The 15,883-nt window shown below is 70.6% G+C and carries 14 protein-coding genes and 1 pseudogene; 7 read left to right on the plus strand and 8 right to left on the minus strand.

The window, feature by feature from the left end:
• Nucleotides 1-81 precede the first annotated feature (81 nt).
• Together ACIBW9_RS06530 and ACIBW9_RS06535 are read left to right on the plus strand one after the other, a co-directional pair.
• The gene (locus ACIBW9_RS06530) at nucleotides 82-729 is read left to right on the plus strand and encodes a GntR family transcriptional regulator (protein ID WP_398951771.1); all 648 of its coding nucleotides are present in this window, start codon (nucleotides 82-84) and stop codon (nucleotides 727-729) included.
• Nucleotides 730-748: 19 nt separating this feature from the next.
• Nucleotides 749-1,765 carry a 1-aminocyclopropane-1-carboxylate deaminase gene (locus ACIBW9_RS06535; RefSeq protein WP_398951774.1) on the plus strand — a complete coding sequence of 339 codons (1,017 nt, stop codon included), beginning with the start codon at nucleotides 749-751 and terminating at the stop codon, nucleotides 1,763-1,765.
• On the opposite strand, the gene ACIBW9_RS06540 is transcribed toward ACIBW9_RS06535, so the two are convergent.
• Nucleotides 1,762-3,210, minus strand: coding sequence for an MFS transporter (locus tag ACIBW9_RS06540; protein WP_398951776.1), 1,449 nt, complete (start codon nucleotides 3,208-3,210; stop codon nucleotides 1,762-1,764). The genes ACIBW9_RS06535 and ACIBW9_RS06540 overlap by 4 nt on opposite strands.
• 162 nt (nucleotides 3,211-3,372) lie before the next feature.
• Here ACIBW9_RS06540 and ACIBW9_RS06545 point away from each other — a divergent pair, with 162 nt between their 5' ends.
• Entirely contained in the window at nucleotides 3,373-3,951 is a 579-nt protein-coding gene (locus ACIBW9_RS06545) for a TetR/AcrR family transcriptional regulator (RefSeq protein ID WP_398951778.1), read from the plus strand.
• Between the two features lie 50 nt (nucleotides 3,952-4,001).
• Here ACIBW9_RS06545 and ACIBW9_RS06550 read toward each other — a convergent pair whose 3' ends face one another.
• The 7 genes from ACIBW9_RS06550 to ACIBW9_RS06580 all read right to left on the minus strand — a co-directional run bounded on the left by ACIBW9_RS06550 (nucleotide 4,002) and on the right by ACIBW9_RS06580 (nucleotide 11,629).
• Complete coding sequence (locus tag ACIBW9_RS06550; RefSeq protein ID WP_398952135.1) at nucleotides 4,002-5,201, minus strand: TerD family protein; 1,200 nt, start codon at nucleotides 5,199-5,201, stop codon at nucleotides 4,002-4,004.
• 302 nt (nucleotides 5,202-5,503) lie between these two features.
• The gene (locus ACIBW9_RS06555; protein WP_398951780.1) at nucleotides 5,504-6,493 is read right to left on the minus strand and encodes a zinc-dependent alcohol dehydrogenase family protein; all 990 of its coding nucleotides are present in this window, start codon (nucleotides 6,491-6,493) and stop codon (nucleotides 5,504-5,506) included.
• A complete protein-coding gene (locus ACIBW9_RS06560) occupies nucleotides 6,490-7,338 on the minus strand; it encodes a carbohydrate ABC transporter permease (RefSeq protein ID WP_398951782.1) in 849 nt (282 codons plus the stop codon). Before ACIBW9_RS06560 ends, ACIBW9_RS06555 begins: the two co-directional genes overlap by 4 nt.
• Nucleotides 7,335-8,273: a carbohydrate ABC transporter permease gene (locus ACIBW9_RS06565; RefSeq protein ID WP_398951784.1), complete on the minus strand. Its 939-nt coding sequence runs from the start codon at nucleotides 8,271-8,273 to the stop codon at nucleotides 7,335-7,337. The genes ACIBW9_RS06560 and ACIBW9_RS06565 overlap by 4 nt, the downstream gene beginning before the upstream one ends.
• Nucleotides 8,270-9,643 (minus strand): ABC transporter substrate-binding protein, encoded by a 1,374-nt coding sequence (locus tag ACIBW9_RS06570; RefSeq protein WP_398951786.1) that lies wholly within the window; start codon nucleotides 9,641-9,643, stop codon nucleotides 8,270-8,272. Before ACIBW9_RS06570 ends, ACIBW9_RS06565 begins: the two co-directional genes overlap by 4 nt.
• A gap of 112 nt (nucleotides 9,644-9,755) precedes the next feature.
• Complete coding sequence (locus ACIBW9_RS06575) at nucleotides 9,756-10,535, minus strand: DeoR/GlpR family DNA-binding transcription regulator (protein ID WP_398951789.1); 780 nt, start codon at nucleotides 10,533-10,535, stop codon at nucleotides 9,756-9,758.
• Nucleotides 10,536-10,819: 284 nt separating this feature from the next.
• Complete coding sequence (locus ACIBW9_RS06580) at nucleotides 10,820-11,629, minus strand: NAD-dependent epimerase/dehydratase family protein (protein ID WP_398951791.1); 810 nt, start codon at nucleotides 11,627-11,629, stop codon at nucleotides 10,820-10,822.
• Between the two features lie 244 nt (nucleotides 11,630-11,873).
• Between ACIBW9_RS06580 and ACIBW9_RS06585 the strand changes: the two genes are divergently transcribed.
• The 4 genes and pseudogenes from ACIBW9_RS06585 to ACIBW9_RS06600 all read left to right on the plus strand — a co-directional run.
• On the plus strand, nucleotides 11,874-12,815 hold the full coding sequence (locus ACIBW9_RS06585; protein ID WP_398951793.1) for a 5-dehydro-4-deoxyglucarate dehydratase: 942 nt from the start codon (nucleotides 11,874-11,876) through the stop codon (nucleotides 12,813-12,815).
• 49 nt (nucleotides 12,816-12,864) lie between these two features.
• Nucleotides 12,865-14,028 (plus strand): hypothetical protein, encoded by a 1,164-nt coding sequence (locus ACIBW9_RS06590; RefSeq protein WP_398951795.1) that lies wholly within the window; start codon nucleotides 12,865-12,867, stop codon nucleotides 14,026-14,028.
• Between the two features lie 346 nt (nucleotides 14,029-14,374).
• On the plus strand, nucleotides 14,375-14,968 hold the full coding sequence (locus ACIBW9_RS06595; protein WP_398951797.1) for a TIGR03086 family metal-binding protein: 594 nt from the start codon (nucleotides 14,375-14,377) through the stop codon (nucleotides 14,966-14,968).
• A gap of 83 nt (nucleotides 14,969-15,051) precedes the next feature.
• A pseudogene (locus tag ACIBW9_RS06600) lies at nucleotides 15,052-15,722 on the plus strand (MBL fold metallo-hydrolase); the annotation flags it as partial.
• Between the last annotated feature and the right edge of the window lie 161 nt (nucleotides 15,723-15,883).

The following is a 15,883-nucleotide window of genomic DNA, read 5'->3' on the forward strand; positions in this document are numbered from 1 at the left end:
CCGCAGGTCGTGGCCCGCACTCCTACGGGGTGCGGGCCACAGCCTTGTCCGCGCCAGGACTGACATCTAACATTTCAGTTCGTGGAGGCCATACGACCCGTCGAGCGCACCCTCCTCAGGGACCGCGCCTACGCATCCATCCGCGACGCCATCGTGGCCGGGGAGCTCGAACCCGGTGCCGTGGTGCGGGACGCCGAGCTCGCCGAGCGGCTCGGGCTGTCCCGGGCGCCGGTACGGCAGGCCTTCTCCCGGCTGGTGGACGAAGGGCTGCTGGAGAGCAAGCCGCAGAGCTACACGCGGGTCACCCCGGTCGTCACGGCCGAGGTGCGGGACGCCGCCGCCGTGGTCGGCGCCATGCACGAGCTGGCCACGCGGGTCGCCGTGCCCCGGCTGTTCGCCGCGGACGTCCAGGCGATGCGCGCGGTCAACGAGCGGTTCGCCGCGGCCGTCGGCTCGGGGGACGTCGACGGTGCCCTGCGCGCCGACGACGAACTTCACGACGTGCTGGTCCGCGTCGCCGGCAACCAGGCGGCCGCCGCCACCATCGCCCGCTACACCCCCCTCATCCGCCGACTGGAGCGCCGTCGCTTCGGCGAGAGCACCTGCCGTTCGGCCGGCCTGCACGAGCAGCTGATCGACGCCTGCGCGGAGGGCAGTGTGGACGAGGCGGCCCGCGTCACCGCGGAGATCTGGCGCACCCTCGCCGACGACCTCGCCGACGGCGACTGATCCCGACCCGGGAGGACCCATGTCCCTTTCCTCGTACGAGCGTTACCCGCTCCTCTTCGGCCCTTCGCCGGTGCACCCCCTGGAGCGCCTGACCGCCCACCTCGGCGGCGCCTCCCTGTGGGCCAAGCGCGAGGACTGCAACTCCGGTGTCGCCTACGGCGGCAACAAGACCCGCAAGCTGGAGTACCTGGTCGCCGACGCGCTCGCCAAGGGCTGCGACACGCTCGTGTCCATCGGTGGCGTCCAGTCCAACCACACCCGCCAGGTCGCCGCCTGCGCCGCCCGCGCCGGGCTCAAGTGCGTGCTGATCCAGGAGAGCTGGGTGGAATGGCCGGACTCCGTGTACGACAAGGTCGGCAACATCCTGATCAGCCGGCTCGCGGGGGCGGACGTACGGCTGGTGCGGGCCGGGTTCGGTATCGGGTTCAAGGAGAGCTGGGAGCAGGCACTCAGGGAGGTAGAGGAGTCGGGCGGCAAGCCGTACGCCATTCCGGCCGGGGCCTCCGACCACCCGCTCGGCGGCCTCGGCTTCGCCGGTTGGGCGTACGAAGTCGCCGAGCAGGAACGGGAGTTGGGGGTCTTCTTCGACACGGTGGTGGTGTGTTCCGTCACCGGGTCGACCCAGGCCGGCATGGTCGCCGGCTTCGCCGCGCTGGAGGAGGGGGGTGGACGGCCCCGACGCGTGCTCGGCATCGACGCCTCGGCCAAGCCCGCCGCCACCCGGGAGCAGATCGCCCGTATCGCCCGGAACACCGGACAACTCATCGGCGTCAAACGGGAGTTGACCGTGACGGACGTCGAGCTGGACGAGCGCTACCACGCGGGGATCTACGGCATCCCCGACGAGACCACCCTGGCCGCGATGCGCCTCGCGGCCCGCACCGAGGGGATGGTCACCGACCCCGTGTACGAGGGGAAGTCGATGGCCGGGATGGTGGACCTGGTCGAGCGCGGGGAGATCGGCCGGGAGTCGACGGTGCTGTATGCCCATCTGGGCGGGCAGCCTGCTCTCAATGCGTACAGCGCGCTGTTCTAGGCAGCTTCAGGCCGGGTGGCTCCCCGCTTCTGTCCGCTGATCACGAACGCAGACACCAGCAGGGCGGCGAGCGCGATCAGCGCGCCGACGCCGAACGCGCGCGCCGACCCCTCGGTGAGGATCTCGGCCGGGGTGCCCGAGGCATGCCGGGTCGCCGTGCCGAACACTGTCACCAGGACGGACAGTCCGAGGGTGCCGCCCAGCCACTGCAGGGTCTGCAGGAGCCCGGAGGCGGCGCCCGCCTCGCGAGGTTCGATACGGGCGAGGATCGTCGCGTTGAGCGGCATGAAGCTCAGGCCGACACCGACGCCCATCAGCAGCAGCGGGCCGAGCAGACCGGACGGGTAGCCTTCGCCGGGTTCGAGCCGCCACAGCCAGGCGGCCGCGGCCACGAGCAGGCCCATGCCGGTGAGCAGGACCGGCTTGACGCCGAACCGGGCCAGCAGCCGCGGCACGAAGCGGACGGTGGTGAACATCGCCAGGGTCATCGGCAGGAAGGCGAATCCTGCGCGCAACGGGCTGTATTCCAGGACCTGTTGACTGATCAGGGTGAGGAAGTAGAACGCGCCGAACATGCCGGCCGGCAGCAACAGCACGCCTGCGTAGCCGCCCGCACGGTTGCGGTCCGAGAAGAGCCGCAGCGGCATGATCGGCTGGACGGCGCGGGACTCGACGATCGTGAAGGCGGCGAGCAGGGCGGCGGCCGTACTGAAGCCGAGCAGCGCCTGGGTGTCGCTCCAGCCCGCCTCGGAGACCCGGATGAAGGCGTACACGAGTGAGGTCATGCCCGCGGTGCCGGTCAGTGCGCCGGCCGCGTCGAACCGGCCTTCGTGGCGCGGGGTTTCGCTGACGAAGCGGGGCAGGGCGAGGGCCACTCCGAGCCCTGTCGGGACGTTGATCAGCAGAGCCCACCGCCAGGACGCCCAGGAGGTGAGCATGCCGCCCAGGACCAGGCCGATGGAGGCGCCGATGCCCGCCATGGAGGAGTAGATGCCGAGGGCGTGGTGCCGGCGCGGGCCCTCCGGGAAGTTGGTGGTGATCAGGGCGAGGGTGCTGGGGGCGGTGAGCGCGGCGCCCGCGCCCTGCAGCGCGCGGGCCGCGAGCAGCCAGGCGCTGTCAGTGGCGAGCCCGCCGAGCAGGGAGGAGCCGGCGAAGAGCAGGACGCCGGTGGCGAGCGTGCGGCGGCGGCCTACGATGTCCCCGACGCGGCCGCCGAGCAGCAGCAGGCCGCCGAAGGCGAGCGTGTAGGCATTGAGGACCCAGGACAGGCCGGTGCGGCTGTAGTCGAGGTCCTGCTGGATGTCGGGCAGGGCGACGTTGACGACGGTGGAGTCGACGCCGACCATCAGGTAGGCGGTGACGATGACGAAGAGGACGGTGCGGAGCCTGGCGGGGTGCTGTGGTGAGGCGAGCGGGGCTTCGGTGGTGCTGGACGGGCCGGCCATGGAGTTCTCCCGTTCGATGTCCCCCGGGTGGGATGTGCGCGGGCAGCACTGAGCAACGGAATGTGGGCAGGAAAGGGTGGCCCGCAGAGATAACCGGGGACTGTCTCCGTTTAACTCTCGCTAAAATACGGAGAGAGTCCCCGGTTCGCAAGGAGTATCTGAATGGCGCAGGTCAAGCCCATGCGAGCGGACGCGCGTCGCAACTACGAACGGCTGCTGAAGGTCGCGGCGGAAGCCTTCGCCGAGCATGGGGAGAACGCGTCGCTCGACGACATCGCCAAGCGGGCGGGGGTCGGGTCGGGCACGCTGTACCGGCATTTCCCGACGCGTCAGGCGCTGCTCGAGGCGGTGTACGTCGATGCCATCGAGGCGATCGCGGCACGCGCCGACGACTTCGCGCGGGAACTGCCGCCGGGCGAGGCGCTGGTGGAGTGGCTGAACGAACTCAGCGCCGGGATGATCCAGGTCAGGGGGCTCAAGTCCCTGCTCGGCTCGGCCGTCACGGACGGCAGCAATGCCGTGGTCACGGCCTGCGGAAACTCGGTGAAGGGGGCGGCGGAACGGCTGGTCGGGGCGGCGAAGCGGGAGGGGGCGCTGCGTGAGGACGTCGAGCCGATCGAGATCCTGCGGCTGGCGCACGGTGTGGCCACGGCGTCCGAGCTGGCGAACGGCGAGGGCACACACATCCGCCGCTACCTGTCGCTGCTGACGGACGGTCTGCGTCCCGCACCCGGGGCGTGAACGCCGGGCGCCCCCTGGCCGGGGGCGCCCATGGTCGTCGTACGGGCGAACTACAGCGCTTGCGCGGCCGGCTTCACCATGTTCCGTACCGTGCGGGCCTTCACGAACTCGCCGATTGCTGTCATCTCCCACTCGCCGGAGAACTGGCGGATCAGCTTGGCCATCATCACGCCCGTCTGGGGTTCGGCGTTGGTGAGGTCGAAGCGGACCAGTTCCTCGTCGGTGGTCGCGTCCAGCAGGCGGCAGTAGGCCTTGGCGACCTCGGTGAACTTCTGGCCGGAGAAGGAGTTGACCGTGAAGACCAGGCCGGTGGCCTCCTGCGGGATGCGACCGAGGTCGACCACGATGACCTCGTCGTCGCCTCCGCCCTCACCCGTGAGGTTGTCGCCGGAATGCTTGATCGCGCCGTTCAGGATGGACAGCTTGCCGAAGTAGCAGCTGTCGATGTGGTTGCGCTGCGGGCCGTACGCGATGACCGACGCGTCCAGGTCGATGTCCTTGCCGCCGTAGGCGGGCTCCCAGCCGAGGCCCATCTTGACCTGGGAGAGCAGCGGGCGGCCGCCCTTGACCAGGGACACCGTCTGGTTCTTCTGGAGGCTGACCCGGCCCTTGTCGAGGTTGATCTTTCCGGTGCCCGGGGCGGCCGTGGCCGGGGGAGGCGGCGCGGTGGTGGACAGGGGAGGGGCCGGCGGGGTCACCGGGGGCTGCATCGTGGGCGTCGGCGGGGCGACCGGCTGGGGCGGGGCGGCCGCGGCCGGTTCCTCCACCGTGACGCCGAAGTCGGTGGCGATGCCCGCCAGGCCGTTGGCGTAGCCCTGGCCGACCGCGCGGGCCTTCCACTGGCCGCCCCGCAGATAGATCTCCACGACCACCAGTGCCGTCTCGGTGCCGAGCTGCGGCGGTGTGAACGTGGCCAGGACGGTGTTGTCGTCCGCGTTGCGGATCGTGGCCGTCGGTTCGATGCCCTGGAAGGTCTGGCCCTGGGCGTCCGGGCTCGCGGTGACCACGATCTTCTCGATGCCCGGCGGGACGGCGGCGGTGTCCACGGTGATCGCGTCGGGAGCCGTGCCCCCGCCCGACCGGTAGGTCACGCCCGGGCCGACCGGCTGGTTGTAGAAGATGAAGTCGTCGTCGGAGCGCACCTTGCCGTCGCCCGTGAGCAGCAGGCCCGATACGTCGAGCCGCACCGGGGCGGCGACGTCCACCGTCACGCGGGCGGTGGAGAGAGGGATGTTCGAGCCGGGGGTCATAGCTGTCATGCCGGGTGAACGAGCGGGGGCGCTTTACCGTTCCCTTACCCTCCGCCCAATTGGCCGACCTTTTCTTTCGCCCCCGCCGCCCCTACCCATTCCCGTCCCCTGGGGGCTGCCGCCCCGAGACCCCCGCTTCGGCCTGAACGGCCTCGTCCTCAAACGCCGGACGGGCTGAAAAGATCAAACCCTGGCCGGCGAGAATCAGCCCCTCCCGCCACAATCCAGCCCCTCCGGCGTTTGAGGAGCGGGGGTCCGGGGGCTGGCCCCCGGGACGGGAAGGGGCGGCGGGGGCGAGAAACCTACGGCACCACCACGATCTTGCGGCCCACCCCCGACGCGAACTGCTCCAGCGCCTCCGGATACCGCTCCAGGGGAATCCGGTCGCTGATGAAGACCTCCGGATCCAGCACCCCGTTCGCGAACAACTCCGCCGCCCGCTCGAAGCTGTGCAGGACCGCCATGGAGCCCGTGATGGTGATCTCCTCGTTGTAGATGCGGTACGGATCGATCGTCACCCGCGTCGCATAGTCCGCGACCCCGAACTGCAGAAACGTCCCCGCCTTCGCCACCCGCCCCAGCCCGTCCTGGATCGCCGCCGCGTTCCCGGTGGCGTCGACCACGACGTCCCAGCCCTGCGGCCGTTCCAGCTCGTCCGCGTTCGCAGCCGACGCCGACACCCCCAGCCGTACCGCCGTCTCCAGCCGCGCCGGGTTGAGGTCGACGACGTCCACGCTCGCCGCCCCCGTGCGCTTGGCGAGCTCCAGCATCATCAGGCCCATCGTCCCCGAGCCGTAGATCAGGACGTGCGCGCCCAGGCGTGACTGCAGCACGTCGTAGCCGCGGACGGCGCAGGAAAGAGGCTCCACCAGGGCCGCGTCCTCGGTGCGTACGTGCTCGGGCAGTTTCACGCAGTTCGCCACCGGCGCCACCGCGAACTGCGCCGCGCCCCCGGCCGTCGTGACGCCGATCGCGGCCCACCGTTCGCAGAGGTTGTTGTGGCCCGTACGGCAGTACCGGCACTCGTAGCAGTAGAGCGACGGGTCGACCGCCACCCGGTCGCCGACCGCGACCTCGGTGACCTGGGTGCCCACCCCGACGACCCGGCCCGCGAACTCGTGCCCGGGCACGATCGGCAGCTTGGGTGCGAATTCACCCTGGAGGATGTGCAGGTCCGTGCCGCACAGGCCGCAGGCGGCGACCTCGACGACGACCTCGCGCGGGCCGGGTGTCGGGTCGGGGACCTCGGTGACGACGGCGCGGCCCACGGACTCGATGACGGCGGCCTTCATTTGACGGCTCCCAGTGACAGGCCCTGGACCAGCTTGTCCTGGGCGGCGAACCCCGCGGCGAGCACCGGCAGGGAGATGACGAGCGACGCGGCGCACACCTTCGCCAGGAACAGGCCCTGGCTGGTGATGAAGCCGGTCAGGAAGACGGGGGCCGTCTCGGCCACCACGCCGGTCAGCACTCGGGCGAAGAGAAGTTCGTTCCAGCTGAAGATGAAGCAGATCAGGGCCGTCGCGGCGATGCCGGGCAGGGCGATGGGGGCCACCACGCGGGCGAGGATCGTCGGCAGCCGGGCGCCGTCGATCTGCGCCGCCTCGATCACCGCCACCGGCACCTCGGCGAGGAAGGACTGCATCATCCACACCGCGATCGGCAGGTTCATGGAGGTGTAGAGGATGACCAGCAGCCAGATGTTGTCCAGCATCTCGGTGTTCTTGGCGAACAGGTAGATCGGGAGCAGGCCCGCCACGACCGGCAGCATCTTCGTGGACAGGAAGAAGAACAGGACGTTCGTCCACTTCTTCACCGGGCGGATGGAGAGGGCGTACGCGGCCGGGAGGGCCAGCAGCAGGACCAGGACCGTCGAACCCACCGACGCCACCGCGGAGTTGACCAGCGCGGGCCAGGGGCTCGCGCCGCCGCCCGTGCCGAAGAACTCGCGGTAGCCGTCCAGGGTGAGGGCGGCGCCGAAGGACGGCGGGTTGGTCGCCGCGTCCGACTCCGAGTGGAAGGACGTCAGCGCCATCCAGGCGATGGGCAGGAAGAAGACGAGGCCGAGCAGCCAGGCCGCCAGACCCAGGCCGACTCCCTTGCGGCGGGGGCTCGTTCGTACGGCGACCGTGCTCATGCGCGGGACACCTCCTCGCGGAACAGGGACGACACGACGCGCAGGGCGAAGGTCGCGATGATGATCGAGCCGATGACCACCAGGACGCCCGCGGCCGAGGCGAGGCCGTTCTCGTGGGCCTGGTAGAAGCTCTGGTAGACGGTGTACGGCAGATTCGCCGTGCCCAGGCCGCCGGATGTGATCGTGAAGACCGCGTCGAAGTTCTGGACGATGTAGATCGAGCCGAGCAGGGCGCCCAGTTCCAGATATCGGCGCAGGTGCGGGAGCGTCAGATGGCGGAAGATCTGCCAGTCGCTCGCGCCGTCCACGCGTGCGGCTTCGAGCTGCTGGCTGTCGCGGCTCTGCAGGCCGGCCAGCAGGATCAGCATCATGAACGGCGTCCACTGCCAGATCAGGGAGGCCTCGACCGCGAGCAGCGGCGTGTTGGATATCCAGTCCGGCTGCGGGCCGCCCACATAGTGCAACAGGCCGTTGAGCAGGCCGTATTCGGGGTTGTAGAGGACGTGCTTCCACAGCAGGGCCGCGGCCACCGGGACCACCAGGAAGGGGGCGATCAGCAGGGTGCGGACCACTCCCCGGCCCCGGAACCTCCGGTCCAGGAGCAGGGCGAGGACCAGGCCCAGGACCAGGCTGACCAGGACCACCGTCACCGTCAGCAGGACCGTCGTCCACACCGAGTGGCGCAGGTCGGCGTCGGAGAGGACCTGCTGGTAGTTGTCGAAGCCGGTGAAGCGGCGGGCCTTGGGATACAGGGCGTTCCAGTCGAAGAACGAGATCACCAGGGTGGCCACGAACGGCAGCTGCGTCACCACGATCATGAAGACCAGGGCGGGTAGCAGCGGGGCCCGGGTGGACCAGGCCTTCAGCCGGGCGGAGGGCCGGCGGGTGGTGCGTACGGGAGTTGCGGCCAGGGGAGCCGTTGTCGTGGCGGTCATCGTCCCTCGTACTCCTTCGAGATCTTCTCGGCGAGCTGCTGGGACTTGCGCAGCGCCGAGTCGACGGACTGGCGTCCGGCGATCGCCGCGCTGATCTCCTGGGAGACCTTGGTGCCGAGATCGGTGAACTCGGGGATGCCGACGAACTGGATGCCGGGCGCGGGGCGCGGCTGCACCCCCGGGTCGTTGGGCCTGGCGCCCTCGATGGCCTCCCTGGTCATCTCCTGGAAGGCGCCGGCCTCCTTGCGGTAGTCCGCGTTGGTGTACGTCGACGCGCGCTTGCCCGCGGGGACGTTGGACCAGCCGCTGGTGTCGCCGACCAGCTGCTCGTACTGCTTGCTGGAGGCCCAGGACACGAACTTCCAGGCCTTGTCGGGGTTGCGGGAGGCCTTCTGGATGCCCCAGGCCCAGGTGTAGAGCCAGCCGGAGGACTCGGTCTTCTCGACGGGGGCGGGGGCGTAGCCCAGCTTGCCCTTGACGGGGGAGCCCTTGGCCTCCAGGGATCCGGCGGCGGACGTGGCGTCGTACCACATGGCGACCTTGCCCTGGGTCATGTTGTTGAGGCATTCCGCGAAGCCGGACTGGGCAGCCCCCGACTCACCGTGCCCCCGCACGAGGTCGACGTAGAACTTCGTCGCCTTCTCGAAGGCGGGGGAGTCGAGTTGGGCCTTCCAGTTCTTGTCGAACCAGGTTCCGCCGAAGGTGTTCACCACGGTGGTGAGCGGGGCCATGAGTTCGCCCCAGCCGGGCAGGCCGCGCAGACAGATGCCGCGCATCCCGGACCTCGCCCCGTCGACCTCGGCGGCCAGCTTGGCCACCTGGTCCCAGGTGGGGTGGGCCGGCATCGTCAGGCCCTTCTCGGCGAAGATGTCCTTGCGGTACATCAGGAAGGACGACTCGCCGTAGAAGGGCTGGCCGTAGAGCTTCCCGTCGTCGGCGGTCAGCGACTGGCGCATCGGCTTGAGGACGTCCTGCTCGTCGTAGCCGGGGTCCTTGGCGACATACGAGTTCATCTCGTGCAGCCAGCTGTTCTTGGCGTAGATCGGGATCTCGTAGTTGCTGAGCGTCGCCACGTCGTACTGGCCCGCCTGGTTGGCGAAGTCCTGGCTGATCTTGTCGCGGACGTCGTTCTCCGGCAGCACGGTGAAGTTCACCTTGATGCCGGTCTCCTTGGTGAAGTGCGCCTTGGTGAGCTTCTGCAGCTCCACCATCTGCGGGTTGTTGACCATCAGGACGTTGATGGAGTCGCCGCCGGAACCGGACCCGCCCGCCCCGACCCAACAGCCGGAGAGCAGCGGGGCGAGCAGCGTCCCTGCGGCGGCCAGGGCGAGCGTGGCTCGCGGTGGCCGTCGTCGGCTCGGGGTGCGCATGGATCGCTCCTGAACATCTGGGGAGATAAGGGGCGGTTGCGGGCATGGAAGTGCCCTGAGGGAAGGTGAGTGGCAATTTCAGACGCGCAAGGTGCGGGCGCGGACGGGCTCTTCAGACGCGGATGACCTGCGGGCCCAGCAGTGAGTAGCGGTGGGCCTCGGACGAGGGGAGCAGGGTGCTCGTGACGATCGTCTCCAGTGTGCCGATCTCCGCGAACCGGCAGAAGCTGACCGCCCCGAACTTGGTGTGCACACCCGCGAACACCGTGCGGCGCGCGGCCCGGACGGCCTGCGCCTTGACCTCGCTGACCGCGGGATCGGGAGTGGTCAGGCCGTGCTCGCGGGAGATGCCGTTGGCGCCGATGAAGGCCAGGTCGAGGACGAAACCGGCCAGCATCTTCGTCGTCCAGTGGTCGACGGTGGCCAGGGTCCCGGGGCGGACCCGGCCGCCGAGCAGCAGCACCGAGACGGCGTCGGCCTCGGCGAGTGCGCCCGCGACCGGCAGGGACGCGGTGACCACGGTCAGCGGCCGGTCCCTGGGCAGTGCCTCCGCGATGAGCTGGGGGGTGAAGCCCTCGTCGACGAAGACCGTCTCGGCGTCCCCGAGCAGCTCGGCCGCGGCGGCCGCGATCCGGCGCTTCTCGGGCACATGGCTGGTGGCGCGGAACTCGAGCGTCGTCTCGAAGCCCGCGCTCTCCACGGGGTAGGCGCCGCCGTGGGTGCGGCGGATGAGGCCGTGGTCCTCCAGGGCGCGCAGATCCCGCCGTACGGTCTCCTTTGCCACGCCCAGGGCGGCGGCGAGTGCGGTGACGTCCACCGAGCCGGTGGCGCGCGCGGCTCGCACGATCTCCCGCTGGCGCTCTTCTGCCGTCTTCGCGGAGTTCGCCGTCATCGCCGTCACCTGCTTCCGTGCCGTGGTGCCCGTTCGGGCCCGGTGGGGCCCTCGCAGGAAGTTGTACCCCCGGCGTGCGGCACTGACCAGGCCTGTTGCAGGACCGATGCTGCCCGTGTGTGCCCGTTTGTCGAGCGGAGTGCCCGCCTCGGACCTGCGGGGCTGTGGGCCGGGGCGTGAGATCGGGCAGCTGCGATGCCCGAATACGAGGGCGGGCGGGCCCGTTCGGTGCCCGCCCGCCCTCGCGAACGATCGTTTCCCACCTTTTCCCGGCGTCGGTGACCTCAGTACGGCCAGATCGGGGGGTCGCTCACGAAGTGGCCGCCCAGGTAGGCGTGGGCGATGTTGTCGGGGTCCAGTTCGCCCTGCTCGGCGATCAGCCTTTCCGCGTACGGCTCGGAGTCGTCCTGCGGCTCGTAGCCGAGGGAGCGTGCCGTGGAGAGGTCCCACCACAGGCGGGTGTTGGCCGATGAGCCGTAGACGACGGTGTGGCCGACGTTCTCGGCGGTCAGGGCCGCGTGGAAGAGGCGGGCGCCGTCGGCCGGGCTCAGCCAGATGGACAGCATGCGGACGCTGGTGGGCTCGGGGAAGCAGGAGCCGATGCGCACCGAGACCGTCTCCAGGCCGTGCTTGTCCCAGTAGAGCTGCGCGAGGTCCTCGCCGAAGGACTTGGACAGGCCGTAGAAGGTGTCCGGGCGGCGCGGGGTGTCGACGGGAATCAGCGGGTCGGACCCCTGGGGGCGCGGGGTGAAACCGACCGCGTGGTTGGAGGAGGCGAAGACGATACGGCCGACGCCCTCCTCGCGCGCCGCTTCGTACAGGTTGTACGTGCCCTCGATGTTCGCCGCGAGGATCTTCTCGAAGGGGGCTTCCAGGGAGATGCCGGCCAGGTGGATGATCGCGTCCACGCCCCGCACGGCCTCGCGCAGCGCCTTCTTGTCGGCGAGATCCGCGGTGACGGCGTCCGGGTCGCCCTCGATGGGGCGTACATCAAGGAGGCGCAGCTCGTAGCCGAAGGCCGGCAGCAGGTTCCGCATCAGGGTGCCGAGCCCGCCGGCGGCGCCGGTGAGCAGAACGGTGCGGGGGGCTGGCATCCTCGCTTCTCCTTCGGTCGGCGGGGCGCATGCATGCACGATATTCACATCCGTGGACACGCTAGGGAGCCGCGCCGTACCGCGTCAAGTGCTCTGCGAAATGGGGAAATCCGCTGATGTGATGCCGGTGGGCGCGCTTGACCGGTCGTAAAGGGGCAGCTTAGCGTGGTGGAGTTCAGAAATGTGGACGTAAATCATGACCGTGGAATCGGTATCAGTATCAGCATCGGAACCGGGAGTGCCCGTGACGTCAGTCCCTCTCGCCGCTCGGCTCAGCATCCCCCGCGGGCCGCTGTTCTTCCCGGTCACCGCCTACGGCCCCGACGGCTCGGTCGACCTCGACGTGTACCGCGCCCATGTGCGCCGCGGCGTCGAGGGCGGGGCCGCTGCGGTCTTCGCGTGCTGTGGTACCGGCGAGTTCCATGCGCTCACGCCCGAGGAGTTCGAGGCGTGTGTGCGGGTGGCGGTGGAGGCGGCGGACGGGCGGGTGCCGGTGGTGGCCGGAGCGGGGTACGGCACCGCGCTCGCCGTCCGGTACGCGCGCGTGGCGGCGTCCGCCGGGGCGGACGGGCTGCTCGCCATGCCGCCGTACCTCGTACTCGCCGGCCAGGAGGGGCTGCTGCGGCACTACCGCGAGGTGGCCGCAGCGACCGCACTGCCCGTGATCGTCTACCAGCGTGACAACGCCGTGTTCACCCCGGAGTCCGTGGTCGAACTGGCCCGCACGGACGGGATCATCGGCTTCAAGGACGGCCTCGGCGACCTGGACCTCATGCAGCGCATCGTCAGCGCCGTCCGCGGCGAGGCCCCCGGCGACTTCCTCTACTTCAACGGCCTGCCGACCGCCGAGCAGACCCAGCTCGCCTACCGCGCGATCGGCGTCCCGCTCTACTCCTCCGCCGTCTTCTGCTTCGCCCCGGAGATCGCGCTCGCCTTCCACCGGGCGCTGGAGTGCGGTGACATCGCCACCGCGCACCGGCTCCTCGACGGCTTCTACCGGCCGTTCGTCGAACTGCGCGCACAGGGGCGCGGTTACGCCGTCGCCCTGGTCAAGGCAGGCGTACGGCTGCGCGGACTCGACGTCGGGGAGGTCCGGCCGCCGCTGCACGAGCCTGCCGAGGACCATGTCAAGCAGCTCGCCGAGCTGATCGAGCGCGGGTATGCGCTGTTGGAAGAGAACAAGTGAAGGCGGGGGACACGCGTGAAGGCGGAGGACAAGTGAAGGCGGGGAGCAAGTGAAGGCGTCGACTTTCGTCTACCCCTGGGACGTCAACGGGGACCCGGCGGCCGCGGGCCGCATCGCCGAGCTCGGTGTGCAGCAGGTGACGCTGGCCTCCGCGTACCACTCCACGCGTGCGCTGACGCCCCGCCACCCGCGCCACCGCATCGTCACCGCCGAGTACGCGGCCGTGCTGTATCCCACCGACGGCCGCTGGGAAGGGCGTGCGCTGCGCCCCTGTCCGGCGGGGGACTGGGCGCCCGGAGACGCCTATGGCGAGGCGGCCGCGGCTCTCGCGGACGCCGGCCTGGAGGTGCACACCTGGGTCGTCCTCGCCCACAACTCCCGCCTGGGCGCCGAGCACCCGGACACCTCCGTCGTCAACGCCTACGGCGACCGCTACCCCTGGGCTCCCTGCATCGCGCAGCCCGCCACGCGCGCGTACCTCGTCGACCTGGCCGCGGAGGCGGCCGTACGACCGGGAGCGCGCGGCACGGAGCTGGAGTCGCTCGGCTGGTACGGCCTCCAGCATCTGCACGCACACGACAAGACCGGCGGTGTGGCCCTCGGCGAGGCAGGGATGTACCTGATGGCGCTCTGCTTCTGCCCGGCCTGCCGGACCGGCTACGGCGAACAGGGCCTGGACGCCGAAGAGTTGGCGGCCTCCGTACGCGAGGCGCTGGAGCCGCTGTGGCGGGGTGCGCCCGATGACGGCGGGTGGACCGGGGTCGAGAAGGTGCTCGGCGAGGCGAAGGCGGCCGCCACGCGCGCGTGGCGCGACGAAACCGCCCGCACCCTCCAGGAGACCGCGGTCCGGGCGGTGCGCGCGGCGGCCCCCGACGACTTCCAGGTCCTGCTGCACGCCGACCCCGTGACGTACCACGTCGGCGCCAATCCCGGCGTGGACCCCGCCCACATCCTGTCCGTCGCGGACGGCGTGGTCGTACCGTGCGCGGACGGCACGGACCTGCTGACACCCTTTGCCGAGCAGAGCCGGGAAGGCGCCGTCATCGCCGCCAACTTCCCCGTGGTCTCCGGAATGGGCGGCACCCCGGCCACGCTGACCACGGACGCGACGACGGCCCGCGACCGAGGCGCCACCGAACTGCGGCTGTACCACGCCGGACTGGCGTCGGACGGCGACCTGGAGACGGTACGGTCGGCACTCGCCGCCCTTTGAGGGGGACCGGTCGGTGGGTGGGAGGCGGCAGCCCGGCCTCGCCGGCCGCGGATGCACAGCTGCCCGAGCCGGCTCGGGGAATCGACGGTGAAGAGGGTGAGCAGGAGGGCGGCGGGGAGCAGGTTCGCGCCGATCAGCAGGGCTTTGCGGCGGAGCCGGTCAGCTCCGCGGCCCCGCCGGACCCGCGCGATCGTCCATGTGGATGGCGTCATGCCTGGCCGTGGTGGGTCCAAGGCCCCCGGCCGGGTATGAGGCAGGTGCCTTGCAAATGCCCTGACCGGGCTGCGATGAGTTTCGGGGGCGCGGTCGGTCCACATCCATGAGACACGACTGTGAGGAGCAGTGCATGAGTGACACGACCCTCGACCTCGGACCCCAGACCCGGGTCATCGCGCGGCTCGCGGAGGGCGTGAGCGACGAGCAACTGGCGGATCCGACGCCCTGCCCGGACTGCGCGGTGCGCAACATGCTGGGCCATCTGCTCGGACTGTCCGTCGCCTTCCGCGACGCGGCCCGCAAGGACCTCGGCGTCACGACCGACACCAACCCCGGCGCCGCTGCCCCGGACCTCGCCCCCGACTGGCGCGAGGCCCTGCCCAAGGTTCTCGACGAACTGGCCGAGGCCTGGCGCGACCCGGCCGCCTGGACCGGCATGACCAGGGCCGGCGGCATCGACCTGCCCGGTGAGATCGCCGCTGCCGTCGCCGTCGACGAACTGGTCATCCACGGCTGGGACCTGGCCCGCGCCACCGGCCAGGACTACACCCCCGACCCGGCCGCACTCCAGGCCTCCCACGACTTCCTGCTGGCCGCGGCCAACGACCCGAGCCGGGGCGGCGGCATCTTCGGGCCCGTGGTGCCGGTGCCGCAGGATGCTCCGCTGCTCGACCGTGCGGTGGGGCTCAGCGGGCGGGACCCCGGGTGGGCGCCCACGCCGTGACGGGCGGTGCGGGAGCGAGCCGGCCGCGGGTGCGCCTGCCGTGAATCAGGGGCGCGGCGTACGAGGGACCGGACGCTCCCCGCATGCCCTTCACGCTCACCGTCCTCGGCACCGCCTCCCCACACCCGCAGCCCGGCCACCCCTGCTCCGGGTATCTGCTGCGTGGCGGGGGCGCCGAGGTACGGGTGGACGCCGAACCCGGAACCTTCGCGGAGTTGCAGCTGCACACGGACCCGGCGCGCCTGAGCGCCATCTGGATCTCGCACCTGCACGCGGACCTCCCCCAGTCTCGAACTGCGCTCGACCGGGCGGTGCTCCCATCGCCGATCTGCTGTCCGCGGTCTACGGACTCGCGTACGGCGGACTCATCCCGCCCGCCCCCATCCCGGTCCACGCACCCGGCGACTGCGCCCAGCGCCTCGCCGGGTTCTTCGGACGCCCCGACGCGGGGTTCCTCAGCGGCATCCCCGACTTCCGTACCATGTACGACGGCCACACCGCCTGGTACGGGGACCTGCTCCTCACCTCCCGCGCCGTCGTCCACGACATCGAGGCGTACGGACTGCGGGCCGAGTGCGAGGGGCGCGTGCTCGCCTACTCCGGGGACAGCGGACCGTGTGCGGCGCTCGGCCAACTCGCCGTCGGCGCCGACCTTTTCCTGTGCGAGCCCGACATCGACGCCCATCGCGAAGGCGAACGGGTGCACCTGACCCCCGAGGACGCCGGCCACATGGCCCGCGAGCCGACTGCTCGTCACCCAGGGCGAGACCACCACCGTCTGAACGGTCGGCCCCGCAAGCCCAACTTCCTTTGTCAGAAGCATTGACGAAACATGCGCCCCCTCCTACCTTCAACGCGTCGTACTTCGTACGTCATATATGAGACGCGATACGCGAGATCAGATACCCGAGATCT

It is taken from the genome of Streptomyces sp. NPDC049541 (genome assembly GCF_044465725.1).
GTDB lineage: Bacteria > Actinomycetota > Actinomycetes > Streptomycetales > Streptomycetaceae > Streptomyces.